A 23,385-nucleotide genomic window follows, 5' to 3' on the forward strand; every position below is an offset into this window, starting at 1 on the left:
GAACCAGTGTGAATCCCTTTATGATGCCATCATAGAAGCTTTTAAGATATTGTCCTAACTCTCCCTTTCTTTGCTATACCAGTTTTGGAGATATAATTTTATTGCTAAAATTAAGAGTTGCTGCTTGGGCTGAGTTCGATACCCAAGTCAGTGAGGACAGAATCAAGCCAGAGATAATAGAATCTGTGGCAATTTTCCACAAATGCTTCATGATAAATTTATTGCAGTATAAATTAAACTCTTGCCATTATTCCGTAGAAATTTTAGATCGACTATTGGATAATGTCGGGATCTATATCTCGATCCAAGTCAAAAAATGCTTTTCTCGATCGGGGAATGTTGGATATAATCAGAAGGTGTCGGATTTTTATAAGGAAAGCTTAACTGTGCTGTTATGAGTATCAATAATATTGTGGAGTGGGCGGAAGAGCTTGTATTTACTCATACGGGAGAACATTTAGACGATTTGCAACGGGCGATTTTACGGGAAGCGTTTCAGGGGCAGAAGTATGCAAAAATTGCTCAAGATCGGAGTATTACAGAGGGGCATGTTCGAGATAGTGCGTCTCAATTGTGGAAAATAATGTCGGATGCGTTTGGGGAAAATATAAAAAAGTCTAATCTGAGATCGACGATAGAAAGGCTTCACTATGCGAATATTTCACATTTTGGTCATGATATTGTTCATATTGGAGATATTAAGGTATGCGGTAAGGGTTCTCCTGTGGCAAAGTCTTCAGAGGAGAAACGGAAAGCACCGCACATTGATTTAGGACTTGCGCCGGAAATTTCTTGTTTTTATGGACGAAAGGAGGAACTGGAAAGGCTGGAAAGTTGGGTGAGTTGCTCTCGCTTAATCTTGCTGCTGGGACTTCCGGGAATTGGTAAAACATCTCTGGCGCTGAAATTGATCGATCGCATCCAAAATCAGTTCGATCGCATCCTCTATTACAGTCTCCAGTTCTCTCCCCCTTAACGGCGACTCTCAGGCATCTGTTGCAGGTTCTCACAGACTCTGAAGAGACTCCCCATGAACTGGAAGCACAACATAAAGAACTCTTGAAGGCACTGAAGCGCGATCGCCACCTCATCATTCTCGACGATCTGCAAACTCTTTTTGCACCACACCAATCGGCTGGGCACTATTTACCCAATCTAGAGAATTATCGCACATTTTTTCGGCTTTTAGAACAAGTCCCCCATCAAAGTTGCATCATTCTCATCAGCGATGAACAACCGAAAGAGCAGACAACTAGCCAAATCTTGCGCTTAAACGGACTCGGCAAAGAGGCAACCGACATTTTCCGCTATCATCAACTCCTAGATGAAGAAGACTGGGAAAAACTGAGTCTTCGCTACCACCATCATCCCCTCTGGTTAACTGGGGTATCCCAACTCATTCGAGACCTGTTTCAAGGTAGCGTACACCAATTTCTAGAACAAGATATCCTCTTAATTGATGCTATCCAAGACCAATATCAGCGCCGCTTTAACCGCTTATCGGATTTAGAACAACAGCTACTGCAAGACATGGCGCAATTTTCTGCACCCGTTGGCTTGGGAGAACTGTTGAAAGCGCGATCGCAACCGGCTACAATTCTCCTCAATACCCTCCAATCTCTACAACGCCGACTGTGGATAGAAACCGTAGAAACTCCTCCATGGACGCTCTCTCCCCTAACCATGACGTACTTAAAATTAATCGGTGGCAAGTATGGCTAAGGATAAGTATCATCAGCTCGTAAAGACAGCTCTAGTTAATGAGGGATGGTCTATTACAGATGATCCCCTATTTGTGAGTGCTGGTAGCCGTAAGGTTCAAGTCGATCTAGGCGCTCAACGACTGATTGCGGCTGAACGAGATCATGAAAAAATTGCTGTAGAAGTGAAAAGTTTTGTGGGACTATCTACATTACATGACTTTTATGAAGCTTTGGGACAATTTAACTTTTACCAATACGCTCTAGAAAAGGTCATGCCAGACCGGGAATTATTTTTAGCCGTTCCATCTGATATCTATTATGATTTTTTTAAAGAAGACTTTATTCAAGGATTGATCGCTCATCATCAAGTCAAATTAATTACTTATCGAGTTGAAGAAGGAGTCATTGAACAATGGATAAGGTAGCAGAATATAAAGCAATTGTCCGTGAAATCGCTGTAGAAATTGGGCAGTTAGGCGATCGCCCAGATCATCCGATTAAAAACCAAATTATTTTAGATGACGAGCGCGGCCACTACTTACTTTATTTCAATGGATGGCAAGGAGAGAGGCGTACCTATGGTTGCTATTTTCATGTCGATGTGAGCGAAGATGGCAAAGTTTGGGTGCAACATGATGGCACAGATCTGCGTATTGCCCAACAGTTTCTGGATCGCGGTATTCCTCATGATGATATTGTTCTCAGCTTTCATGCTCCCGTCAAGCGACCCGATACAGGATTTGCCCTAGGATAAAGTGAGAGTAGATATAGGTTAACCTGCCGAGATTATACGCCAAGTGATATGAATACTAATGTTGACCGCAAAAGCGTTTTAAGATTACCCTTAGCCGAGCGAAATCGGATCTTACAAGAGCAAGCCGAAGCCATGGTAAACCATTATCAGGAAGACGATCAATGGCGAGAATGGACAGATTTAGATAGCGATCGCTTTTATGACTATGATGCTTGTAGTCGATTTGAATAAAATTGATACACTACGATCTATCTACAACTCATCGATCCCTGAGAAGCAAGGGGCTAAGAGCAACTTGTCTCCTAAGAATGGGGGTAGGTTGCGCGATCGCTAACTCAACGCTAACATTAAGAAAAGTTAAAGCTATTGACACAAGTCCCCAAATATGGGTTGAAATTGCGTCAACCGACTCTCGCGTAAGGAGCAACCGTAGTGATATCCCAAGTAAACTTAGCCCCAACTGCCCTACAAACAACCCAGGAACGAGACACTGAGCGGTTTTTCCGAGAAACAGTAGGGCGTTGGTCTTCCCAGCGACGCTACTATACGCTACCGGATGGAGACCCCCAAGAAATTTCCAGTATTATTGAAATTACCTATTTACCCCAAGGAAGTGAACCCCTACGGCATTTGGCTAGGTTACATCAGTTGGAAGATGAGACCCTACTGTCATTCGGTTCTGTGGTGAGTTGGGACGCTCAAGAGTCTGTTACAGGGAAAAAGCAGTCTAAGGGAGAAACAGTGATTGGGGTTTTAGGAAACTTGTTATATCGCGATCACGGTTTTGCCACCTCTAAACCCGTTACAGCAGACTATTATCTCCCTAATCCCCACACCTTGTGCTTACGCACTGAATACAACCAGTCGGTATTTGAAGAAGAAATTAAACTGGTGGGTCAGCAGTATCGCACGAGACAAACCATTATCTCCCGTGCAGGAGAAGAACAAATGATTGGTCAATATCTAGAAAAACGGCTTGATTAAACCGATGACTAAGGGGGGTAACCTGCACTCGAAATTGCCTCGACCCGCCATTATCAATCATCACCCCTGACCCACATTCCCAATCTGTTGACCCACGATCATGAAGCATAAGGTGTGAGTGATAATAATACTTGGGGTACTGTCGTAAGGAGTACAAATATAGTGTGGCGAACCCTAATTCTCTCCCTTCTCTCATTCCCTATCTTTTTCGGTTCAGGGACGACTGTTGCTGAGGCTCAAGTGGCTGATGTACCAGTTTTCGACAATAATGGTGACTTTCAATCATCTCGTGTACTTGGCAATCGAGGAACTTATCAACAGAAACAATGGTTGGTAGTCGATCCCGATCCAAAGGGTTTAAATTGTCGTGATAACCAGTTTTCTGTTGTCGTGACTCTTAGGTATGGTTCAGTGGTAGATGCTGTTTTTAGCAGTAACCAAGACAATGCGATGAGGTTGATCGATGGTAATCCCTGGCTTAGGGTTTCTGCCAGTTTTCTTGATATCCAAACTCGGAATACTGGTGAGCGTTTAGACACTTACATTTGTTATGTTCGTGCCAATAGAGAGTATATCGCACCGATTAACCCGGACTCACAAGGCCGATAAAGCGACAAGGAGAGGCGATCGCGACTCATGATAGTTAATGTAGTGCATTAGAAACCTCCTGTTGCTGTTGTACTTTAGCGCTCCGATCTACCCTAATAGCGCTAAAGTACAACAACGGAGGAAATATAAAGCACTTTTCTCTGCTATATCAGATACATTAACGACTGTTTTTAACGATCGCGAGAACAGCGAAACGCTCCACCCAATCTGTTATTTGCTCCCCTTATCTCCCCATCCCCCTACCACAAAGCCAAGCGCTGTAACTTACCGCTAGTAGGAGTGGATTTCCAACCCACTCCTACCGGGAATTAATAATAACTGCCAGTTTTGCGATGGTGAACGGCGGTTACCCCAGTTTTATCAAAGACTTGACCGCTCTGAACGGTGGCGTAAACCATCCAATGGTCACCGCATTCCATGCGATCGCCAACCGTACATTCGAGATAAGCGAGAGCATCTTTGAGAATCTTAGCGCCATTTGATGCCGTTTCCGTTTCCAAGCCCACAAACCGGTCTTCTCCAGGGGCAAACTTGCGTGTAAATTGGCGAGTTAAGGGACTATTTTCAGGCAAGATATTCAGCACAAAGCGATCGCCCGAATGGGTTAAAGACTCCATCGCCCGATCTTTGGCCACTGCAACGGTTAACCCTGGCGGATTAAATGTCGCTTGAGACACCCAACTGGCGAGCATTCCACTATGTAACTCTCCTCGATGGGCCGAAACCACGCACAGCGATCCAACAACCCGGCCGACTGCTTGAGCCGTGCGATCGCTACTTGATACATTGACAGATTGCCTGGGAGTGCGTCGTTTGAGATCCCTCTTCAACTGTTGAGCAAAATCAATCCCAGCTTCCTTACATTGCTGCAAAATAGCATCCGTAGGAGCAAACTTGACCCGGATTGGCTCAAAGCCAAACTTATATCCAGCATCGAGTAACTTACTCTCTAAAATATCGATCGCCTCTCCACTCCAACCAAAGGAGCCAAATACACCCGCTAATTTCGTTTTCGCCGCAGTTGATAAGACGATTCCCAAAGCGGTTTGGACTTGGGTGGGGGGATGGCCCGCTAAAGTTGGAGAACCTAAAATAAAGCCATCACACTTTTCTACCTGGGCCTGAATTTCAGCCGGATCGGCCAGTTCACAATCAATCAACTCAACCGCGACACTCGATTTCGTAATTCCACGGGCGATCGCCTGAGCTAATGTTCCTGTATTCCCATAAGCCGATGCATAGATTAGGGCTACGGATAGCTCCTGTCCGCTTTGCTTCTCGCTCCAACTGCGATAGAGCTGTGTTAACTCCTGTTTTCCATAGCGTACCAAGGGGCCATGGCCAGGAGCATAAAACCGAGTGGGTTTATCTTTGATCCGGTCTAGGGCGGTCAGCACCTGTCGAGGTTGGGCGGCATGGATACAGTCATAATAATAGCGTCGGTCTTCACTATAAAGTTTCCAGCCTTCATCCAACACTTGATCTCCGCAGACATGAGCACCGAAAAACTTATCGGTAAACAAGATTTGTGATACAGGGTCATAGGTGCAGATGCCATCGGGCCATCGTGGGGTAGGGGTAGGGATAAACTGAAGGTGATGGCCTTGTCCTAGATCTAGGTCTAGATCCGATCGGTTCACCAGTTGCACCTTGACCTCTAAATCCTCGTCTTGCCACAGTTTATCCAGGGCTAACTTAGCCGCTTTTGAGCAAACTAAGGTGAGTTTAGGAGCAAGTTTGAGGAGTGCTTTTAATGTTGCACCTCGATTGGGATTGAAATGCTGAACGATCGCATAATCAATGGAGGCCAGATCGAGTCGCTCTTGAAGTGCTTTGATATAGTTCTCGGTAAAGGATTCTCCAGGAGGATCGATCAGGGCTATCTTATCGCTTTGAATCAGGAATGAGTTTGCCGTTGTTCCCTTTTGTAGGGAATATTCGACTTCAAATTTTAAACGATCCCAAGTGCGCGATCGCAATAGGGTAGTTTGGCGATCGAGGTAAACAACTTGGACATCACGGGGTTTGATTAGGGAGGACATAAGCTCAAGGTGGAGTGCTTCACGCTAGGGAATAGGAAATAGGGAATCGGGTTATGGTACATGGCTTTGGGGATGTAACCTTGTATTTGACGGGCAGCGGATTTATGTCCGCAATAGGCCAAAACACTGTAACCGTAACTTGTACTAAAATACCATGCATAATGGGTGCAATTAGGGAATAGGGAATAGGCAATCGAAAAAAAACTGAAGCACAAAGCGCTATAATGATGGGCTGGCTAATAACGGATAGAGAGAGATGAAAGTGGGACAGAAAACTCGTGTGGGGGCGATCGGAGGTGGACAATTAGCCTGGATGATGGCTTTAGAAGCCCAAGCATTGGGGATTGAATTGATTGTACAAACCCCTAAATCGAGCGATCCAGCCGTCTCTAGAGCTTCAGATGTTATTTTCGGGGCGATCGCTGATGCGGGCGCTACAGAGCAGTTAGCACAGCGCTGTGAGGCAATCACGTTTGAAAATGAGTTTATTGATTTAGATGCTCTCTTTCCTCTAGAAAAGTCAGGGGTCTGTTTTCGTCCTAGTTTGTCAGCTCTCCAACCCTTATTAGATAAGTACGATCAGCGCTCTTTTCTTCGAGAATTAGGGCTTCCGGTTCCCTGGTTTCAGAATTTAGATTGGCATCAGATTCCGGAAAATCTACGTTTTCCTTTGGTTTTGAAAACCAGAAGACAGGGTTATGATGGTCAGGGAACTTTAATTTTAAAAGATTGGGATCAGTTCCATCAAGCGGCAAAAACCTTTGCTGATATCCCCGTTTTATTAGAGGAATTTGTACCTTTTGAACGAGAATTAGCAGTGATGGCAGCTCGATTTTCCTCTGGGGAAATTGTTGTGTATCCAGTGGTGGAAACGAAACAAAGGAATCAGGTGTGCCACTGGGTGTTAGTGCCGGCTCAAGTCGAAGAAAAGGTGCGACAAAAAGTTGAAGAAATTGCCCATACATTGCTCAATGAGTTAGACGTGATTGGAATTTTTGGTATTGAGTTTTTCTTGACAACAGATCGCCAGGTATTAGTGAATGAAATTGCTCCTCGTACCCATAATTCGGGGCATTTTAGCTTAGATGCTTGCCAAACGTCCCAATTTGCCCAACATTTGCGATCGGTGGCAGATTTACCCGTGGGCGATCCGAGTTTGAAGTCTGCCGGAGCAGTGATGGTGAACTTATTGGGCTATGAAGATTCAGAGAGTGACTATGTAGAAAAACGGGAGGTATTAGCCCAAATTCCGGGGAGTCATGTCCATTGGTATGGCAAACCTGAAGTGAGACCGGGACGCAAGTTAGGTCATGTTACCGTCTGTACCGATAGCACAGAACGGGAGGCGTTGGTAGCGATCGCCGAAAAAATTGAATCGATTTGGTATCCAGGATAAGAATCTCTAATCTCCCCTAGCCGCCCCCTGAAAATTGGCTTACAATAGCTCTCAAGATAGGCTGCGGCGTTGGTGACTGCCAATAACGTTTTATGATCTATGCTTGACTTAATAAGGGAACTGAACCAAGATCCTAGCAGCAGTAAACCGAGCCAGTACTCGGAAACGAATGCGGGGACTTCAGTACCCACCTGGTAACCCCAGGTCAAAAGCTGAGGCAAGACGGCGTTGCGGTCTATCTCACCGAGAAATTAGGCAATAGGCAACAGAGAATTAAGAAAATTAACGCCACAAGGGACTTGAGTGATGATAAAATCAAGGATGCTCTGGAAAGGAGCGCACTTGTGTTTTTCTCTACTGCAATTCCTATGACGAAAACCTTTACTGTTGAAATTAATCACCAAGGAACAAGCTATACGATTGAAGTTCCTGAAGATCGCAAAATTCTAGAGGTAGCGAATGATTATTCTCAAGAAGGGAAATTACCTGAATTACCTCAGTCTTGTTTAGCAGGAGTCTGTGAAACCTGTGCTGTATTAGTGACAGAAGGAAGCGTGCGCTATCGAGATGAGAATGATGCGATGGGGTTGAGTCCTGCGTTGCGCGAGAAAGGATATGCTCTGTTGTGTTCCGCTTACCCTCAATCGGATATTAAATTGGTGACAGAGAAAGAGGATGAAGTCTATGACCTCCAATTTGTGAAATAGTAAAGTCTCAACACCAATGATCCATTACCAGCGCGAAGCGCCATAAAGATATGACGACTCACTTTATTACAGCCGAAATTGATTTACAAGCTACGCCCAACCAACTGCATCAAGACATTGAAGCAGAACTCGAAAAGCGGGGGGAACCTTTGCGTTGGGCAGTGACTGCCGTGGATGAAGAGCAGCAAAAGGCGACGGTAGAAGCGGTGGTGATCCAAGAGGCGTGAATCATCGTCCCTATACGGTTGTTTTAATTATCCCGACGGGCATTGGTGCAGCCATCGGGGGCTATGCAGGAGATGCCCTACCTGTAGCTAAAGCGATCGCCTCCATCAGCGATCGCCTCATTTCCCATCCCAATGTCCTGAATGGCGCATCTCTCTATTGGAATATCCCCAATGGCTTGTATGTGGAAGGCTATGCCCTAGACCGGTTTGCCGCCCAAGACTGGGGACTGCGCCCCGTAAACAGTAACCGCATTGGCTTACTGTTAGATCGGGCGATCGAGCCAGAGTTGCGCACTCGTCATCTACAAGTAGCGGATGCAGCACGGGCAACCTTGGGATTAAACATTACTGGATATATCATTACCGATCGCCCCTTAGAAGTGCAGTTAACCCAGGGAGAAAGTCATGCCAGTTGGGGAACCCTCGGCAACCCGGATAGCTTACTCAGAGCGGCGGAAAAACTGAAAGAGGAACAGGGAGCAGAAGCGATCGCCGTCATTGCCAGGTTTCCCGACGATACCGACAGTGAAGCCTTACACGATTATCGCCAAGGGAAAGGTGTAGACGCCATTGCTGGCCTAGAAGCCATTATCTCCCATCTGGTGGTTCGCACCTTGGGCATCCCCTGTGCCCATGCTCCTGCCCTGCAACCCCTTCCCCTCAACCCTCAGCTCTCGCCCCGTTCTGCGGCTGAGGAACTTGGATATACTTTTTTGCCCTGTGTTTTAGTCGGACTCAGTCATGCCCCCCAACTCCTGACTCCGTTGGCTCCCTATTCCCCCCAACCGACCGATATTTGGGCCGATCAAGTCGATGCAGTGGTGATTCCCGCAACAGCCTGTGGGGGGAGTGCTATCTTAAAGTTAAGTCAAACCTCGACTTGCATCATTGCCGTGAGTGAGAATACAACCGAGATGCGATCGCCTCCAGAACTACTCAAAATCCCAGCGGTGCGAGTAAACTCTTATTTAGAAGCCCTTGGAGTCTTAGTCGCCCATCGGTCTGGGGTAAGCCTAGAATCTCTTGGGTCGAACCTATTGCCTTTATAGGGGAAGGGATAAGCGACCCCAAAATTGACCTTTCTTCACCTAAACGCCTGTGAGTGACCAACATAATCCAGACTTGGAACCCATGACCCGATCGCAAATCCTGATTGCCATGGGAGTGACGGCCGTTATTCTACTGATTATCGCTAAACTGTGGTTGGCGATCGGTTCGATCGTGCATCTTCGCGCTCAATGGGAACTGGGTAAACTGGCGATCGGTATCTTGCTTGGTCTAGGGATTACTGCTGCTAGTGCCCTAGTTTATAGTGTATGGCCAGCCTATCGCCAAAGTGCCGATGTTTACCTCGGTCTTGTTCTCAAACCCTTAACCTATCCTGATATTCTCTGGTTAGGCTTACTGCCGGGTTTAAGCGAAGAATTTCTCTTTCGAGGGGTGATGCTCCCTGCCCTAGGATTGAACTTTACTGGTTTGATCTTATCAAGTCTCTGTTTTGGTGTTTTACACTTGAGTGGTAGCAATCAATGGCCGTATGTCATTTGGGCGACCCTAGTCGGACTAGCCCTAGGATATAGTGCTTTAGCCACCGGTAACTTACTGGTTCCGATTTTAGCCCATATTCTCACGAATCTAGTCTCTAGTTTCACCTGGAAAATGGGCAATCCAACTTAAGCAGTTAATCTTCTACTCACTCCAGCTTTTTGAATTCAGCTAGGAGGTTCAGGTGAAACCATACCCATACAACCCCCATCAGATTAGGGTAGCTCTAACAGCCTTAGGTTTATGGAGTTGCCTACTTTTGTTTGGGTTAGTGTTTGCACCTTTAGAGGGTGTCAACAGCTTACAGCAGATTTATCCTTTAATTAGCATTCTACTACCTCTGATGCTCCTCTCCTACTGGGGAGGATTGAAAGTAGGGTTAGGGAGTGCTATAGTAGCGAATCTCGTTCTTATCTATAATCATTTTATTCCTGGCGATCGCCTTTTTTTCCCCCATACCCCTTTGGAATTGGGTTTATCGGGGTTCCTCATGTTTAGTCTTGCCCTTTTCATCGGTCATACCCAGGATCAAAATAAATCATTGATCGGCAAGCTTCAAAATACCCAAAATTCCTTAGACAAAAGTTTAGATAGACTCACGAGCTATAATATCCTGCTTCAAGAGCTACTCCGGGAAAGCCATGTTTACTATCAATCTTTAGCTGATATTTTACCCCAAATTATCTATCGGGTCGATTGCGAAGGAAAGTTAACCTTTGTTAATCAAGCCTTTTTAAGAACCCTAGGTCATGAAGAAACAGAGATTATTAATAAACGCTTAGACCAAGTTTATCCTCCAGAGTTAGCCCAAAAATTTATGAGTGAAGATCAATGGGTTCAAGAGACAGGAAAGGTGTTAGATCGGATTGATTCTCAAGGCTTTCCCCCTAGCGATCGCCCCCATTATTTTCATGTCATTAAAACGCCCATACACAATGCCCATGGGGATATTGTTGGCACTCAATCCGTGAGTTTAGATATTACTGAGCGTCACAGTATTTTAGAAGCTCTGCAAAAAAGTCAAAAACGCTATGAATTGGCAACTCAAGCAGGTAGAGTGGGCATTTGGGAATGGGATTTTATCGAAAACACCTTTAAATTAGATGCTAGTTTGCAACAGTTATTAGGGTATCAGACTGAAGATGAGCAGCCGGAGTTAAAAGACTGGTCAAAACGAATTTATAGCGAAGATAAAAGAACCTTAGTTCAACAAATTCATCGAGTTATTAATGGAGAAATTAAACACTACGAAATTACGCAAAGACTCATCCATAAAAATGGGACTATTCGTTGGTTTCTGTTGCGCGGCAGTGTGCAAAGAAATGAGCAAAATCAAGCTATTCAGTTAATGGGGACAGGGACTGATATTACCGAATTTAAAGCAACTGAAGAAGCCTTGATTAAAGCGGAGAAGAAATATCATAGTATCTTTGAAAATGCCATTGAAGGTATTTTTCAATCCACTCTAGATGGTGCCTTTATTAATGTTAATCCTGCATTTGCCAAGATTTTAGGGTATGCCTCACCGGAAAATCTTATACAAATTATTGAGAGTATTCAACAACAAGTGTATGTGGATTCACAACAGCGCGATCGCTTGATTAACCTCATTGAGGAAAAGGGAGAAGTCTTAGGATTTGAATCTCAAGTTTATCGTATTGACGGGAGCCAAATCTGGATTTCGGAAAATTGTCATGCCGTGCGAAGTAACAAAGGTCATTTACTATACTTTGAAGGTACAATTGAAGATATTACGGAGCGCAAGAAAGCCCAAGATATACTAGAGTACCATGCATTTCATGACCCATTAACTGGCCTGTGTAATCGTTCAGCATTAGTGGGTAAAATTGAAGAGTGTTTAACTCAAGTACGGGGACAAACAGGACATTTTTTTACGGTTTTAATGATCGATCTCAATCGCTTTAAGATCATTAATGATAGTTTAGGTCACTTTGTAGGAGATCAACTCTTAATTAGCGTGGCGAGACGATTAGAAACCTATGTGGCTAATTGCGGAATTGTATCTCGATTGAATGGGGATGATTTTGCCGTTCTGATTCCAGAAATCCAGAATTATGAGGAAATTATGGAATTAGCAGATTGTATGGAAGAAGCACTCGCCCATGAGCCGTTTTGGGTGCAAGGTCATGAAGTGTTTCTCAGTGCTAGTATAGGCATTGTTTTATCCCATCATGCATCTACCGGATTGGTTTATGAGAATGCCGAACGTTTACTCAAAGATGCAGATACGGCGATTCATCATGCCAAACGCAAGGGTAAAAATCATCATCAATTGTTTGATAGTACCATGCGATCGGTCGATGAATGTCAGTTTCAGTTAGAAATGGATTTGCGTCGGGCGATCGAACGACAGGAGTTTTGTCTGTACTATCAACCGATTATTTCTTTACATACCGGAAAAATTAGTGGATTTGAATCGTTAATTCGGTGGAAAACCCAGGAAAATCAAGTGGTTAGTCCGGGTCGGTTTATTCCTTTAGCGGAAGTAACGGGTTTGATTGTGACCATAGGAGAATGGGTGATTGATGAGGCTTGTAGACAAATTAAGCAGTGGGAAATCGATGGCTTGTTATTCGATCCCTTCTATGTGAATGTGAATGTGGCCGGTCGCCAGTTTTCTCAAGCGGGCTTGGTCGATATTATTATGCAATCTTTGCAGCGACATCAATTACCCCCCAATTATTTCCAAGTGGAAATTACGGAAGGGTTAATGATGGAAAATTTGGACTCTGTGGTGAAGCAATTATGCCAACTGCAAGAGTTAGGGGTCAATCTTTGTATTGATGATTTTGGCACGGGACATTCGAGTTTAAGTCGCCTCCAGTTGTTTCCTATTGATACCCTGAAAATCGATCAGTCGTTTATTCCCTTAAATTCTGAGGTGGAAAAAGATTGGGAGTTGGTGAAATCGATTGTGAATTTGGGCCATAGTTTGTCGATGCATGTGGTGGCTGAGGGGGTGGAAACAGTGGAACAGCAACAGAAGTTGACGGAATTGGGGTGTGATTATGGACAAGGGTATCTGTTTGCGAAACCCTTGACACAGGAGGCGGTGAGAGAGTTGTTACAGCAAAATCCCGTTTTCTAAGCGTTCAGGAATCTTCTGACTTGTTCTAAGATGCGTTCGGAAGCGTGACCATCTCCAAAGGGGTTAATAGCGGTTGCCATGCGCTGATAGAGGTCGGTTTGAGAGAGCAGTTCAGAGGCAGCATTCAAGATAGAGCGAGACTCTGTACCGACTAAGCGAGCAGTGCCAGCGGCGATCGCCTCTGGACGCTCTGTGGTCTCCCGCAGCACCAATACCGGTTTGCCTAACGAGGGGGCTTCTTCCTGAAGTCCTCCAGAGTCGGTTAACACAAAATGACAAGCGGCGATCGCCCCCACTAACTGGGCATAATCTAAGGGTTCCGTTAAAAAGATGCGATCGTGGTTGCCGAGGATTCGCTGTAAGGGTTCGCGGACTGTGGGATTGCGGTGTAAGGGCAAAACCAGGGCAGTATCGGGGAATTGGGCTAAGATTTGTCGGAATCCTTCGGCGATCGCCTCTAACGGACTGCCCCAATTTTCCCGCCGATGTACCGTCGCCAATAACACCCGATATTTAGACCAGTCTAACCCCCCAATCTCACACCCACTCTGAGATTCAGCCACCTTCAAGAGCGCATCAATCACTGTATTTCCCGTTTGATGAATCTCTCCCACCACTCCAGAGCGCTGTAAATTCTCCACTGCCAACTCCGTCGGGGCAAAATGTAAATGGGCCAACTGGGAAATCAAGCGTCGATTCGCCTCTTCTGGATAGGGATTCCAAAGCTGATCCGTCCGTAATCCAGCCTCCACATGGGCAACTGGGATTTTCTGGTAAAATGCCGCTAACGTCGCTGAAAATGCCGTGGTCGTATCTCCCTGTACAATGACCAAATCTAACCCCAACTCCATAAACAGAGCTTCTAAACCCTGCAAACTGCGACACGTAATATCCGTAAGTGTCTGTTTCGGCTGCATAATCTGCAAATTATGGTCAGCCGTTAGCCCAAATAACTCCATCACTTGGGCGACCATCTCTTGATGTTGACCCGTTAAAATCACTTCAGTTTCAAACTCTGGAGCCGCTCTAAACTGTGCGATCGCAGGCGCTAACTTAATCGCCTCTGGGCGAGTGCCCATAATAATCCCAATTCGCCAAACTTTAGACATACTTTATACAAATAAAACAGAAAAAGGGGAGTACAATAAGTACAATACAAATTGCCTGCTCTCTCTTGAGCTAATCCAGGAGACAGTAAACCTGAAAATAAAGAGTACAATAAGTCCAACCGTTCTTCGGTCCAGAACCTCTTGGATGCCATCTTACAGCTTAACCTTTTGATGCATCGATCGCCGATGCCCGAAGCTTGATGCTTTTTCTATACTGATGTATTGTACAGGACTTAGCTATGACCCAATCTCCCCAGAAAAAACCCCCCTCTCCTCCCCCTCGTCCCCCAGCACCTCCTCCGCGTGCAGCCGCTAGTGCGGATGGAGCCACCCAACAAATGCCGGCCAGAACCATGCCCATGAATCCGCAGGCAGCGAAGGCGAAGGCGAAGGCAGCTCCCCCTCCAGGAGCAGCGCCCAAAGCCGCCAAGCGGTCAGCGGCCAAAGCAGGGCCGAGTCCCGGTAATCCCACCCTCCAAGAAATTGTTAAACGAGCCGATGAAGAAGGGGTCTCCGATATCCACGTAGGGGTCAATGAGATTCCCCGTTTTCGGAAACGGGGTGATATTACCAGTTTGGAATATCCCAAAACTGACCTGAATACCTTCATGAGCTGGTTGCGAGAATGTATGACGGATGAAGAAATTCGTCAATTCCAAGACCACCTCGATTTTGACGGTGCGTTTGATTTTGGCTTTGTGCGAATTCGGATTAATGTCTTTGATTCCTTAGCCGGGCCAGCGATGGTGTTGCGCCTGATTCCATCGAATATTTTGACGATGGAACAGTTGAAATCTCCAGAAGTGTTCAAGGATATCTGTCACTATCACAAGGGGCTGATTCTGGTGACAGGGCCCACGGGTTCCGGGAAATCGACCACCATGGCGGCGATGATTGACTATATCAATCGGAACATGGCCCACCATATTATTACGATTGAAGACCCGGTGGAATTTGTCCATGTGAGTCAAAAAGCTTTGGTGAAACACCGGGAAGTTGGCCGCCATACCCGCGAATTTAAAAATGCCCTGAAAGCGGCTCTGCGGGAAGACCCCGATTTGATGCTAGTGGGAGAGATTCGGGATAAGGAAACGATGGGAATTGCTCTCAAAGCTGCCTCTACCGGTCACTTGGTTATGGGAACCCTGCACACCAATAGTGCGGTAAAAACAATTGAGCGGATCATGGGGATGTTTCCCCCGGCAGAACAGCCCGCTCTGCGAGTGTCCTTGGCGGAATCTTTAGTCTGTATTGTTGCCCAAGGTCTATGTAAAACAACGGATGGTAAGCGGGCAGCATTCCATGACATCATGATTGCTACGGATGCGGTGAAGGAGTATGTGATCAAAAATGACTTGGAGGCCATTACCCAAATCATGCTTCGGTCAGAGTTTGAAGGGATGACGACGATGAATAAGGCTCTGTATAATCTCTATCAAGAAGGTCGGATCACGGAAGAAACAGCCCTAGAGAAATCGCCAACGCCAAATGAAATGGCTCAATTCCTCCGAGGTCGGATTTAATTTAGACCAAGGGAATGATGGGTTCTGAGTCATTCAAAGCGATCGCCCTGTTCACTCCTGGGGGGGATATTGTTTACTGTATCGATCCAAGTAAACGGAATCGATGGCATATTGATCTGTGTGCTAAATTACAAACCCTTTTGGATCTCTGTGCCCCCCCCCATTTTTTAGTCCCCTGTTATACGGCAACCCTAGATCGATGGATTGATCCCTACACTCAGCAAATCCATTGTGTGGCTGAAGCTTATCCCCTGGTGTTTGATTATGCACCGCTGTTAAATGCCCTATTTGGCTTAGAGGTTGAGTGGAAACGAGTATCTTGTGATACTGAGCTGTGCGATCCGATCGCGATCGCCTCCTATTACGAGCAATTTCCCCAACTCTGGGAAGATCATGATTGGGTGGTGCGAGTCCAACATCGCTCTATAGAAGAGATGCAACCGGACTTATCCCTAGAAGAATTTAATCCCCATGGCTATATTTTTCGCTTATTTGTCTCTGGAAATCACAACACAACAGAGCGACTGTTACACAAAGTTCATTTGTTTTTAGAACAAAGTCTTTCTCAACCCTACACCCTAAAAGTGATTGATATTCTCAAACATCCCGATCTCGCCGAACAAGATCAGGTCTTAGCGACTCCCACCCTACTCCGGGTTTGGCCCCAACCCATGCGTCGCGTGGTCGGAGAAATTGAATATCAGGAGCAACTATTTCGCTTGATTCATTAGGGAATGGGGAATAGGGAGAGCTAGATATAATACTAAATATAATAGGGGTGAGTTTCTGAGGTTGAGCTATGACAGAGGAAACGCGAGAAGAGCAACAAGAAGAACAGCGATCGGAATCAGTAACAATTGATAACGCATCCGCTCGCCAATGGATTCGCGAACCGCTGTTGACGTTTGTGCGGTGGATGCCATTAGGGGGGAGTGGCGGCGCATTTATTGCCTTCCTGTTTCAACAAGAGTGGTTTATGGCAGTGCTACTATTGCCAGTGAATGCGGTTACTGTCGTTTGGGCTGCTTATTCTGATAGTTTTTTGAGAACCCTAGCCGAGATCTACGAAGAGAGAGGAACAGAAGACGCGAAAGGTTTAATTGCCTGGATAGACCAGACAAATCAAAGAATTACTTCTGCAATTCAATGGCAGTTGGCGGGAGTTGAAGACAAATACTTAACGTTGCAAGGGAATATGTGGCCAGACTTTGAAATGGAAGGTTTTAATCCGGCATTAGGTACTTATACTCTATTATTAAATGAAGTCTTTGTTCCATTGGGTTTAAGTAATTCTTTTATTCAGAATTTAGCAGGAGAATCTTTACCTCTTTTTCCGGGAATGAAGTGGGATCGAAAGAAACTTGAAATAATTCAAAAAAAAAGTTTGGATATTTGGGATATTTTAAGAAAAGCTAATAAAATCAAAGCCTATCGCCGGTTAGCAATTATTTCCTGGGGAGGATATGGAAAAACGACACTACTGCGCCACATTACTTATATTTATACTCAGAAGAAAGAAGGAAGATATCGAGCGCCTAAAGTATTACCTGTTTTATTATTACTGCGTCAATGGCAATCACTTATTGTTAACGAAAAACACTTAACGTTGCCTGAACTAATTGGAAATCATCATATCCCTAATCTTCCAGGTTATGATCAATTGAGGTTGCCACATAATTGGGCGAAAAAACATCTAGAGAATGGTAATATGTTGGTAATGATTGATGGTTTTGATGAAGTAAATGAAATTTGGAGGATAATTATCAGTAAATGGCTTGGGAAAGAAATGAAACAGTATCCAGAGGCTTATTTTATTGTCACCTCCCGTCCATCCGGTTATAAATCATTTGCTTATAAATATAAACTCAAGGGTGAATTATTTATTCAGCCATTTAATCGCCATCAGCAAGAGAGATTTGTTCAGAATTGGTATTGGCATCAAGAGAGATATGCGAGAGGAGGAAGAGATACTCCAAAAGTAAAAGCTGAAGCAAGAACAAAAGCGGATAATTTATTAGAACAGTTAAAGAGCCGTCCGGAACTAGATGACTTAGCTAAAATTCCCCTCTTGTTAAATTTAATTGTCAATGTTCATCGAACTTATCCCAGTGAACAATTACCCAAAAGGCGCAGTGATTTATATCGACAAGTGATCAACTTACAATTAGTCAATCGCCCTTTAGCTAGAAATCTGTCTTTGCTGTTACCTGCGGATGAAGCGGAGCATATTTTACAAGAATTGGCTTTATATATGGTGCAAAAAAACAAGCCAGAAATTGATTACTATTCATTATATAATTGCATCAAAGATCCAGTGGCCAGATTTGATTGTTCAGTGGATGTGATGATATTGATTCAACAAATAGTTGAAGTAAGTGAACTATTGGTAAAACGAGATGATGATTATCAGTTTGCTCATTTAAGTTTTCAGGGTTATTTAGCAGCGAGAGAAATTATTCGCACTAAGCAAGAGGAGTTGTTAATCCAAAATTGGCAAGCGTCTTGGTGGAGAGAAACTATATTATTGTATGCTGCACAAGTGAATCCCAATCAATTTTTGAAAGCTTTAATTAATATAGGAACAGCAGATGCCGTAGCTTTGGCTTATGATTGCATCAAAGAAACACCTCGTAAAATTAATCCGGAAATAGAAAAAGAGTTACAAGAGCTAGAAGCGAATGTTAGTAATTTATTGTTTCAAGATTTGCAACGTTATCTCCGCAATGGAGAATGGCAAAAAGCAGATGAGGAAACGACTCGTTTAATGTTGCAGCTAGGCGATGATGAAAATAAAGGTTATTTAGATAGTAATGATTTACGAAAATTTCCTCGCGATGAATTACGAGGGATAGACCAGTTGTGGGTAAAGTATAGCAAGGGTAAATTTGGCTTCAGTGTGCAAAAGCAAATTTGGCTGGACTTAGGAGGAAAATTAGGAGTATATGATGACAATATGTGGAAGAAATTTGGCAATCGTATCGGTTGGATAAAAGAGAACAGATGGTTGAGGTATCCTAATGGCTACACTTTTAATACCAAAGGGCCACAAGGACACCTCCCAAGGTTGGTAGGGGTATGTGTAGGTGGAATTGAGGGCATAGTTGCCTCTTTTCTGTTCTCTAAACTTTAGTACATAAGGGATTCAGTGAGTGCGAGCATCTCGCTCGCGAGAGGTTCAAAGCGAGCAAGATGCTCACACTATAAATTTAGCGTTTCCAGGCTAAAGTTAAGCCATCGCCAATAGGGACTAAACTTAACTCGATGCGCTCATCTTTCTGTAGAGTTTGATTAAACGCTCGAAGGGATTCGGTACGCGGATCATTCACTTGCGGATCGGCGACTTTTCCAGACCATAACACATTATCAATAACAATCATTCCTCCTGGACGCACCAAAGTTAAGGCTTTTTCGTAATAATTGATGTAGTTGCGTTTATCGGCATCAATAAAGGCAAAATCAAACGTATGTTCTTCTCCGTTCTCTATGAGTTGATCTAGGGTGTCTAGAGCGGGAGCAAGGTGTAAGTCGATGCGATCGCTAACTCCTGCCTTTTGCCAATAGCGACGCGCTATATTCGTTACTTCTGCATCCACATCACAAGCCACAATCCGACCCTCTGGAGGCAATGCTAAGGCTACAACTAAGCTACTATATCCCGTAAATACCCCAATCTCTAAGGTTTTTTTCGCCCCCATCAACCGCACTAGAAACGCCATAAACTGACCTTGTTCTGGGGCAATTTGCATCCCTCCCCTAGGATTAGCAGCCGTTTCTGCTCGCAGTTGGGCTAAAATTTCTGGTTCTCTCAGGGAAACTTTTTGTAGATAATCATACAACTCAGGGGTTAGATTTAACGATTTTAGGGACATACCACAATCATCACTTTAAGAACTTTAGACTTTAGACTGGCTCTCCAGAAACTCTAGAATACCACGCTCATCAAACTCAGCCGTTAACTCCAAGAGGCGATCGCTAAACGCTTCATATTCGCTTTCCTCCTCTTTTAGCCGATAAGCTGTCTCCTCAATCGCATCAATATCTCCGATTTTCAGCGCTTTATAGAGGGGTTGTAAATATTCTGGCTTCGGCACAATTATCGGAGACGGATCAGAGGAAAGCGATGATGGCTTCTCTTCATAAATCCATTGTAAGTGGAGATAGCGCTTTAAAACAGTAAACAACTTTTCCATATCCAACGGCTTATCTAGAAATTCATTACATCCAGCCGCGATCGCCAAATTCTGATCTCCTAAAGACACACTTGCACTTACCGCCAATACCGGCAGATCTTGTGAATAGGATTCACGAATCCCTTTAGCAAATTCATAGCCATCCATCTCTGGCATCATAATATCCGTCATCACTAAATCAGGAGCTACTTTCACCAATTTTTCTAATCCTTCTCGTCCATTTTTAGCCTCTGATATCACAAACCCTAAGGGAGTTAAAATTTCATAAACAACGGTTCGGTTCAGGGTTTGATCGTCAACCACCAGAATTTTTTTCGGTTCCCCTTGATAACCGATAATTTTACCTTGTTCTAAAATCGTAGCGCGGCTCACCCATTCCTCAGAAACCTCTAGCTCTAGTTCAAAGCCAAACTTACTCCCCCGCCCAAATTCACTTTCTACTTCAAGGTTACTTCCCATCATCGTCACAATTTGCCGACAAATAGTTAACCCCAAACCCGTTCCCTGTGACTTCTTAGACTGAGATCCCACTTGTTCAAACGGCAAAAAAATCTGCCCCAATTGTTCAGGAGTCATGCCAATACCCGTATCTTCAATCCCAAAGCAAATTCTAACCTGATGAGACTCTAGATCGCGCTCACACACATCGACCTTAAACGTCACCGCACCTCCATCGGTAAATTTAATCGCATTGCTTAATAAATTCAATAACACTTGTCGTAGACGCTTTTCATCTGCTTTTACTCCGACTGGTAAGCAATCATCGATCAATATCTTGAGATCAAGCCCTTTGGTGGTTGCTTTTACTTTTGCCATTTCTGCTACAGCTATCAAAAAAGATGGAAAATGAAAATCACTGTTCACCAAATTCATTTTCCTAGCTTCAATTTTAGCCAAATCTAAAATATCATTAATTAAGTTCAATAAGTGAGACCCTGCTTGGTGAATAATCGTCACCCCCTTACGATGGTTATTAAGATCCTGAGCACGATCCATAATTTGAGCATAACCGAGAATACCATTTAAGGGAGTACGCAACTCATGGCTCATATTAGCTAAAAATTCACTTTTAGCTTGGTTTGCACTATCAGCCACTTTTTTCGCTTCCGCCAATTCTGCTGTGCGCTCTTGTACCCGTTGTTCCAAATCTGTAAAATAGGCTTTCAGTTGACTCGCCATGCGATTAAACGCATTTGCTAAGGTTTGTAGTTCCGTAATATTCCCATTTTTAACCTGTTGATTTAAATCGCCATGAGACATTAATTCTGAAGATTGAACAAGAGCTAAAATAGGTTGAAGAATCCAACGAGATGTATAAATTCCCAGGGTTATAGCAACTCCTAATGCAGCTAAGCACAGCCATATCGTTCTCACTGTATTAGCATCAATTTCAGCCATAAAATCTGATTCAGGAATCACCACCAAAATCAACCAATCTAATCCCTGCTCATTCCCTAATGGAGTAACTTGTAAAAAATACTTTTCTCGATCGATCCAAAACTCTAATTGTTGGGTTTGATCGATTTGACTCAGTTGTAAAAACTTTGCTTCTAAAAATTGGCTGGCTTCGCGAATGGATACCATTGAGCTTTCGCTCGCTTCTAAGCGCTTCGGTTCTTGGGTGATTTCATCTTTGAGATAAGGAGATTCCTGGGTTGAAGATCCAATCACATAGCCAGATCTTTCCATAATCACAATTTGACCGGATTGCCCTACTTTAATCGAGGCTAAAAACTGGTTAATTACATCTAAGGGAATATCCACACCAGCGACCCCGATTAATTGATCCTCTGCATCAAAAATAGGTTGAGCAGCCGTAACGCCTAAAATATTATCCGCGTAGGTATAGATCTCACTCCAGACTGGGCTATTTTCTTTAACTGCTTTTTGATACCAAGGTCGCTCCGTGGCATTATAAAAATCATAGATGCCCTCTAAATCACTTAAGTTTCCCTGGGCATCGAATGTATACTTCATTGATTTTCCGGGCTTCAGATTTTCGGTAAATGCCCCAAAAAAGCTCTCATTGAGATTGTACCGACCACTCCCGACTAATCCTCCGGATTGGTTCCCTAGATAAATGTAAAGGGGATAGTTTTGACCAAAGGCATAACTTTGATTTAAGAATTGGCGATGTAGAGCTTGACTATCCTCCAAATCTAGCCATCCTTGTTGAATGGCATGAGCATTGGCTGCATTAATTTGATGGGGAATAGCTAAATAGTTGTCGAGATAGCTCTGAACGCGCCCAGTGATTTCAGTTCGCAGTTGAGAGGCGACATTATTCACTGCTTTTTTTCCATTTTTTAAAGAAAAATAACCGGTTAGTCCAACTGCTGCAAAAATCTGTATCAGGAAAGGAACAACCAGAACCAGACGAAGAGGAAGCGATGGTGAAGCTTTAGAATCGCTCATGAGTGGGTCTCCAGTTTTTAGTAGTAGTTTAATTATAGGTATTTACTCAAGTATACTAACCTTATGGGGGCGATTGTAAATGTTATCTAGATTACGACTCAACTCGGTTAGATTTTTCTTTATTAAAGTTCAATTAGGAGAGTTGATAGAATGCAACTCTCCTAAATTCTGATTAGCGATTGCGGCTAATTAGTAGCAACTGTGCTAGTTGCAATACTGAATATAATGCTGTAGCCACATAAGTCCAAGCAGCCGCTTGTAGAATCGCCTTAGCGCCTCGATTTTCTTCTCCTTGCAGAATTCCTAGATTATCAATTAACTTCAGGGCGCGACTAGAGGCATCAAATTCTACTGGCAGAGTAACTACATGAAAGGCGATCGCGCCCACAAATAATCCGATTCCTAAATTAATGACTAAGCTAGAAATTGTACCTAAACTGCTCAAAAATAACCCTAAAATCACGAGCATCGGGCCAAACTGAGAGCCTAAATTAGCCACGGGCACTAAATTCGCCCTCAGATTCATAAAACTATAACCCTTCTTATCTTGCAGCACATGGCCACATTCATGGGCAGCCACCGCAGCAGCAGCTAAAGAAGAAGAATTATAGATCCCTTGAGAAAGGCGTACCGCTTTCGCATTAGGGTCATAATGGTCGGTTAATTCTCCAGCAACCGGTTCAATACTAATATCTGTAATTCCCATTTGATAGAGAATGGTTTGAGCCACTTCTGCACCAGTCATTCCCATACTAGAGGGAATTTGGGCATAACGCTGATAGGTGCTACGGATTTGGTTTTGCGCCCAGAACATTAAGAGTATTCCTGGGATCAGGATTAGATAGGAGCTATAGTAAGACATACAAGAATCAATCTCCAAAATGCTCAAAGTAATAGCACGACGAACTGGTAAGGAGGAATCGATCATGGGAAACCCATTTTTACCTTAAAACCCCCCGTTTCTAAGGCTTTCCCTCCTCGCCTTGAGCGCAGTCGAAGGGAGAGAGCTACAACAGAAACTGCTGTAAGGGTTTGAGTGCCTCAATCTCAGAATGGCTATTGAATCTAGTAT

General features: G+C 44.1%; 21 protein-coding genes and 1 other RNA gene. 17 read left to right on the forward strand and 5 right to left on the reverse strand.

What is annotated here, in order from left to right; all coding sequences use genetic code 11:
• The first annotated feature begins 394 nt into the window (after positions 1-394).
• The 7 genes from J7529_RS05260 to J7529_RS05290 all read left to right on the forward strand — a co-directional run bounded on the left by J7529_RS05260 (position 395) and on the right by J7529_RS05290 (position 4,050).
• Positions 395-976, forward strand: coding sequence for a hypothetical protein (locus J7529_RS05260; RefSeq protein ID WP_318728121.1), 582 nt, complete (start codon positions 395-397; stop codon positions 974-976).
• 20 nt (positions 977-996) lie between these two features.
• On the forward strand, positions 997-1,722 hold the full coding sequence (locus J7529_RS05265; protein WP_318728122.1) for a hypothetical protein: 726 nt from the start codon (positions 997-999) through the stop codon (positions 1,720-1,722).
• A complete protein-coding gene (locus tag J7529_RS05270) occupies positions 1,715-2,128 on the forward strand; it encodes an element excision factor XisH family protein (RefSeq protein ID WP_318728123.1) in 414 nt (137 codons plus the stop codon). Before J7529_RS05265 ends, J7529_RS05270 begins: the two co-directional genes overlap by 8 nt.
• On the forward strand, positions 2,116-2,457 hold the full coding sequence (locus tag J7529_RS05275) for a XisI protein (protein WP_318728124.1): 342 nt from the start codon (positions 2,116-2,118) through the stop codon (positions 2,455-2,457). The genes J7529_RS05270 and J7529_RS05275 overlap by 13 nt, the downstream gene beginning before the upstream one ends.
• Before the next feature lie 48 nt (positions 2,458-2,505).
• Complete coding sequence (locus tag J7529_RS05280; RefSeq protein WP_318728125.1) at positions 2,506-2,688, forward strand: hypothetical protein; 183 nt, start codon at positions 2,506-2,508, stop codon at positions 2,686-2,688.
• 201 nt (positions 2,689-2,889) lie between these two features.
• Positions 2,890-3,441 carry a phycobiliprotein lyase gene (locus tag J7529_RS05285; RefSeq protein WP_318728126.1) on the forward strand — a complete coding sequence of 184 codons (552 nt, stop codon included), beginning with the start codon at positions 2,890-2,892 and terminating at the stop codon, positions 3,439-3,441.
• Between the two features lie 162 nt (positions 3,442-3,603).
• Positions 3,604-4,050, forward strand: coding sequence for a hypothetical protein (locus J7529_RS05290; RefSeq protein WP_271941982.1), 447 nt, complete (start codon positions 3,604-3,606; stop codon positions 4,048-4,050).
• 308 nt (positions 4,051-4,358) lie between these two features.
• Here J7529_RS05290 and J7529_RS05295 read toward each other — a convergent pair whose 3' ends face one another.
• Positions 4,359-6,092, reverse strand: coding sequence for a diflavin flavoprotein (locus tag J7529_RS05295; RefSeq protein WP_271941980.1), 1,734 nt, complete (start codon positions 6,090-6,092; stop codon positions 4,359-4,361).
• A gap of 262 nt (positions 6,093-6,354) precedes the next feature.
• Here J7529_RS05295 and J7529_RS05300 point away from each other — a divergent pair, with 262 nt between their 5' ends.
• The 7 genes from J7529_RS05300 (at position 6,355) to J7529_RS05330 (ending at position 13,076) form a co-directional block, all read left to right on the forward strand.
• A complete protein-coding gene (locus tag J7529_RS05300; RefSeq protein ID WP_318728127.1) occupies positions 6,355-7,488 on the forward strand; it encodes a 5-(carboxyamino)imidazole ribonucleotide synthase in 1,134 nt (377 codons plus the stop codon).
• 55 nt (positions 7,489-7,543) lie between these two features.
• A non-coding RNA gene (gene ssrS, locus J7529_RS05305) (6S RNA) lies at positions 7,544-7,729 on the forward strand.
• A gap of 127 nt (positions 7,730-7,856) precedes the next feature.
• A complete protein-coding gene (locus J7529_RS05310) occupies positions 7,857-8,195 on the forward strand; it encodes a 2Fe-2S iron-sulfur cluster-binding protein (RefSeq protein ID WP_318728128.1) in 339 nt (112 codons plus the stop codon).
• A gap of 50 nt (positions 8,196-8,245) precedes the next feature.
• Positions 8,246-8,422 carry a hypothetical protein gene (locus J7529_RS05315; protein ID WP_271941973.1) on the forward strand — a complete coding sequence of 59 codons (177 nt, stop codon included), beginning with the start codon at positions 8,246-8,248 and terminating at the stop codon, positions 8,420-8,422.
• Positions 8,419-9,471 carry a DUF3326 domain-containing protein gene (locus J7529_RS05320; RefSeq protein WP_318728129.1) on the forward strand — a complete coding sequence of 351 codons (1,053 nt, stop codon included), beginning with the start codon at positions 8,419-8,421 and terminating at the stop codon, positions 9,469-9,471. The genes J7529_RS05315 and J7529_RS05320 overlap by 4 nt, the downstream gene beginning before the upstream one ends.
• Positions 9,472-9,520: 49 nt before the next feature.
• Complete coding sequence (locus J7529_RS05325) at positions 9,521-10,099, forward strand: CPBP family intramembrane glutamic endopeptidase (protein WP_271941967.1); 579 nt, start codon at positions 9,521-9,523, stop codon at positions 10,097-10,099.
• A 52-nt stretch (positions 10,100-10,151) separates the two neighbouring features.
• Positions 10,152-13,076, forward strand: a complete 2,925-nt coding sequence (locus J7529_RS05330; protein ID WP_318728130.1) for an EAL domain-containing protein — start codon at positions 10,152-10,154, stop codon at positions 13,074-13,076.
• Here the strand turns inward: J7529_RS05330 and wecB are convergent.
• Complete coding sequence (gene wecB, locus J7529_RS05335) at positions 13,073-14,185, reverse strand: non-hydrolyzing UDP-N-acetylglucosamine 2-epimerase (protein ID WP_318728131.1); 1,113 nt, start codon at positions 14,183-14,185, stop codon at positions 13,073-13,075. The two genes, J7529_RS05330 and wecB, sit on opposite strands and share 4 nt — an antisense overlap.
• 239 nt (positions 14,186-14,424) lie before the next feature.
• Between wecB and J7529_RS05340 the strand changes: the two genes are divergently transcribed.
• The 3 genes from J7529_RS05340 to J7529_RS05350 all read left to right on the forward strand — a co-directional run bounded on the left by J7529_RS05340 (position 14,425) and on the right by J7529_RS05350 (position 18,838).
• A complete protein-coding gene (locus tag J7529_RS05340; protein WP_318728132.1) occupies positions 14,425-15,708 on the forward strand; it encodes a type IV pilus twitching motility protein PilT in 1,284 nt (427 codons plus the stop codon).
• Between the two features lie 14 nt (positions 15,709-15,722).
• Complete coding sequence (locus J7529_RS05345) at positions 15,723-16,439, forward strand: circadian clock KaiB family protein (RefSeq protein WP_271941956.1); 717 nt, start codon at positions 15,723-15,725, stop codon at positions 16,437-16,439.
• Positions 16,440-16,507: 68 nt separating this feature from the next.
• On the forward strand, positions 16,508-18,838 hold the full coding sequence (locus J7529_RS05350) for a GUN4 domain-containing protein (RefSeq protein ID WP_318728133.1): 2,331 nt from the start codon (positions 16,508-16,510) through the stop codon (positions 18,836-18,838).
• Between the two features lie 76 nt (positions 18,839-18,914).
• Here J7529_RS05350 and J7529_RS05355 read toward each other — a convergent pair whose 3' ends face one another.
• The 3 genes from J7529_RS05355 to J7529_RS05365 form a co-directional block, all read right to left on the reverse strand.
• Positions 18,915-19,577, reverse strand: coding sequence for a class I SAM-dependent methyltransferase (locus J7529_RS05355; RefSeq protein WP_318728134.1), 663 nt, complete (start codon positions 19,575-19,577; stop codon positions 18,915-18,917).
• Between the two features lie 24 nt (positions 19,578-19,601).
• Positions 19,602-22,313, reverse strand: a complete 2,712-nt coding sequence (locus J7529_RS05360; RefSeq protein ID WP_318728135.1) for a hybrid sensor histidine kinase/response regulator — start codon at positions 22,311-22,313, stop codon at positions 19,602-19,604.
• 172 nt (positions 22,314-22,485) lie between these two features.
• The gene (locus J7529_RS05365) at positions 22,486-23,175 is read right to left on the reverse strand and encodes a zinc metallopeptidase (RefSeq protein ID WP_413038814.1); all 690 of its coding nucleotides are present in this window, start codon (positions 23,173-23,175) and stop codon (positions 22,486-22,488) included.
• Positions 23,176-23,385: the final 210 nt, after the last annotated feature.

Origin of the sequence: Roseofilum sp. Guam (genome assembly GCF_017746735.1) — a bacterium.
Classification (GTDB): Bacteria; Cyanobacteriota; Cyanobacteriia; order Cyanobacteriales; family Desertifilaceae; genus Roseofilum; species Roseofilum reptotaenium.

Bases quoted from the DNA above. Each gene is read 5' to 3' on its own strand.
- J7529_RS05260 (WP_318728121.1), top strand. From the start codon at position 395: ATGAGTATCAATAATATTGTGGAGTGGGCGGAAGAGCTTGTATTTACT.
- J7529_RS05270 (WP_318728123.1), top strand. From the start codon at position 1,715: ATGGCTAAGGATAAGTATCATCAGCTCGTAAAGACAGCTCTAGTTAAT.
- J7529_RS05275 (WP_318728124.1), top strand. From the start codon at position 2,116: ATGGATAAGGTAGCAGAATATAAAGCAATTGTCCGTGAAATCGCTGTA.
- J7529_RS05280 (WP_318728125.1), top strand. From the start codon at position 2,506: ATGAATACTAATGTTGACCGCAAAAGCGTTTTAAGATTACCCTTAGCC.
- J7529_RS05295 (WP_271941980.1), bottom strand. From the start codon at position 6,092: ATGTCCTCCCTAATCAAACCCCGTGATGTCCAAGTTGTTTACCTCGAT.
- J7529_RS05310 (WP_318728128.1), top strand. From the start codon at position 7,857: ATGACGAAAACCTTTACTGTTGAAATTAATCACCAAGGAACAAGCTAT.
- J7529_RS05315 (WP_271941973.1), top strand. From the start codon at position 8,246: ATGACGACTCACTTTATTACAGCCGAAATTGATTTACAAGCTACGCCC.
- wecB (WP_318728131.1), bottom strand. From the start codon at position 14,185: ATGTCTAAAGTTTGGCGAATTGGGATTATTATGGGCACTCGCCCAGAG.
- J7529_RS05340 (WP_318728132.1), top strand. From the start codon at position 14,425: ATGACCCAATCTCCCCAGAAAAAACCCCCCTCTCCTCCCCCTCGTCCC.
- J7529_RS05345 (WP_271941956.1), top strand. From the start codon at position 15,723: ATGATGGGTTCTGAGTCATTCAAAGCGATCGCCCTGTTCACTCCTGGG.
- J7529_RS05350 (WP_318728133.1), top strand. From the start codon at position 16,508: ATGACAGAGGAAACGCGAGAAGAGCAACAAGAAGAACAGCGATCGGAA.
- J7529_RS05355 (WP_318728134.1), bottom strand. From the start codon at position 19,577: ATGTCCCTAAAATCGTTAAATCTAACCCCTGAGTTGTATGATTATCTA.
- J7529_RS05360 (WP_318728135.1), bottom strand. From the start codon at position 22,313: ATGAGCGATTCTAAAGCTTCACCATCGCTTCCTCTTCGTCTGGTTCTG.
- J7529_RS05365 (WP_413038814.1), bottom strand. From the start codon at position 23,175: ATGTCTTACTATAGCTCCTATCTAATCCTGATCCCAGGAATACTCTTA.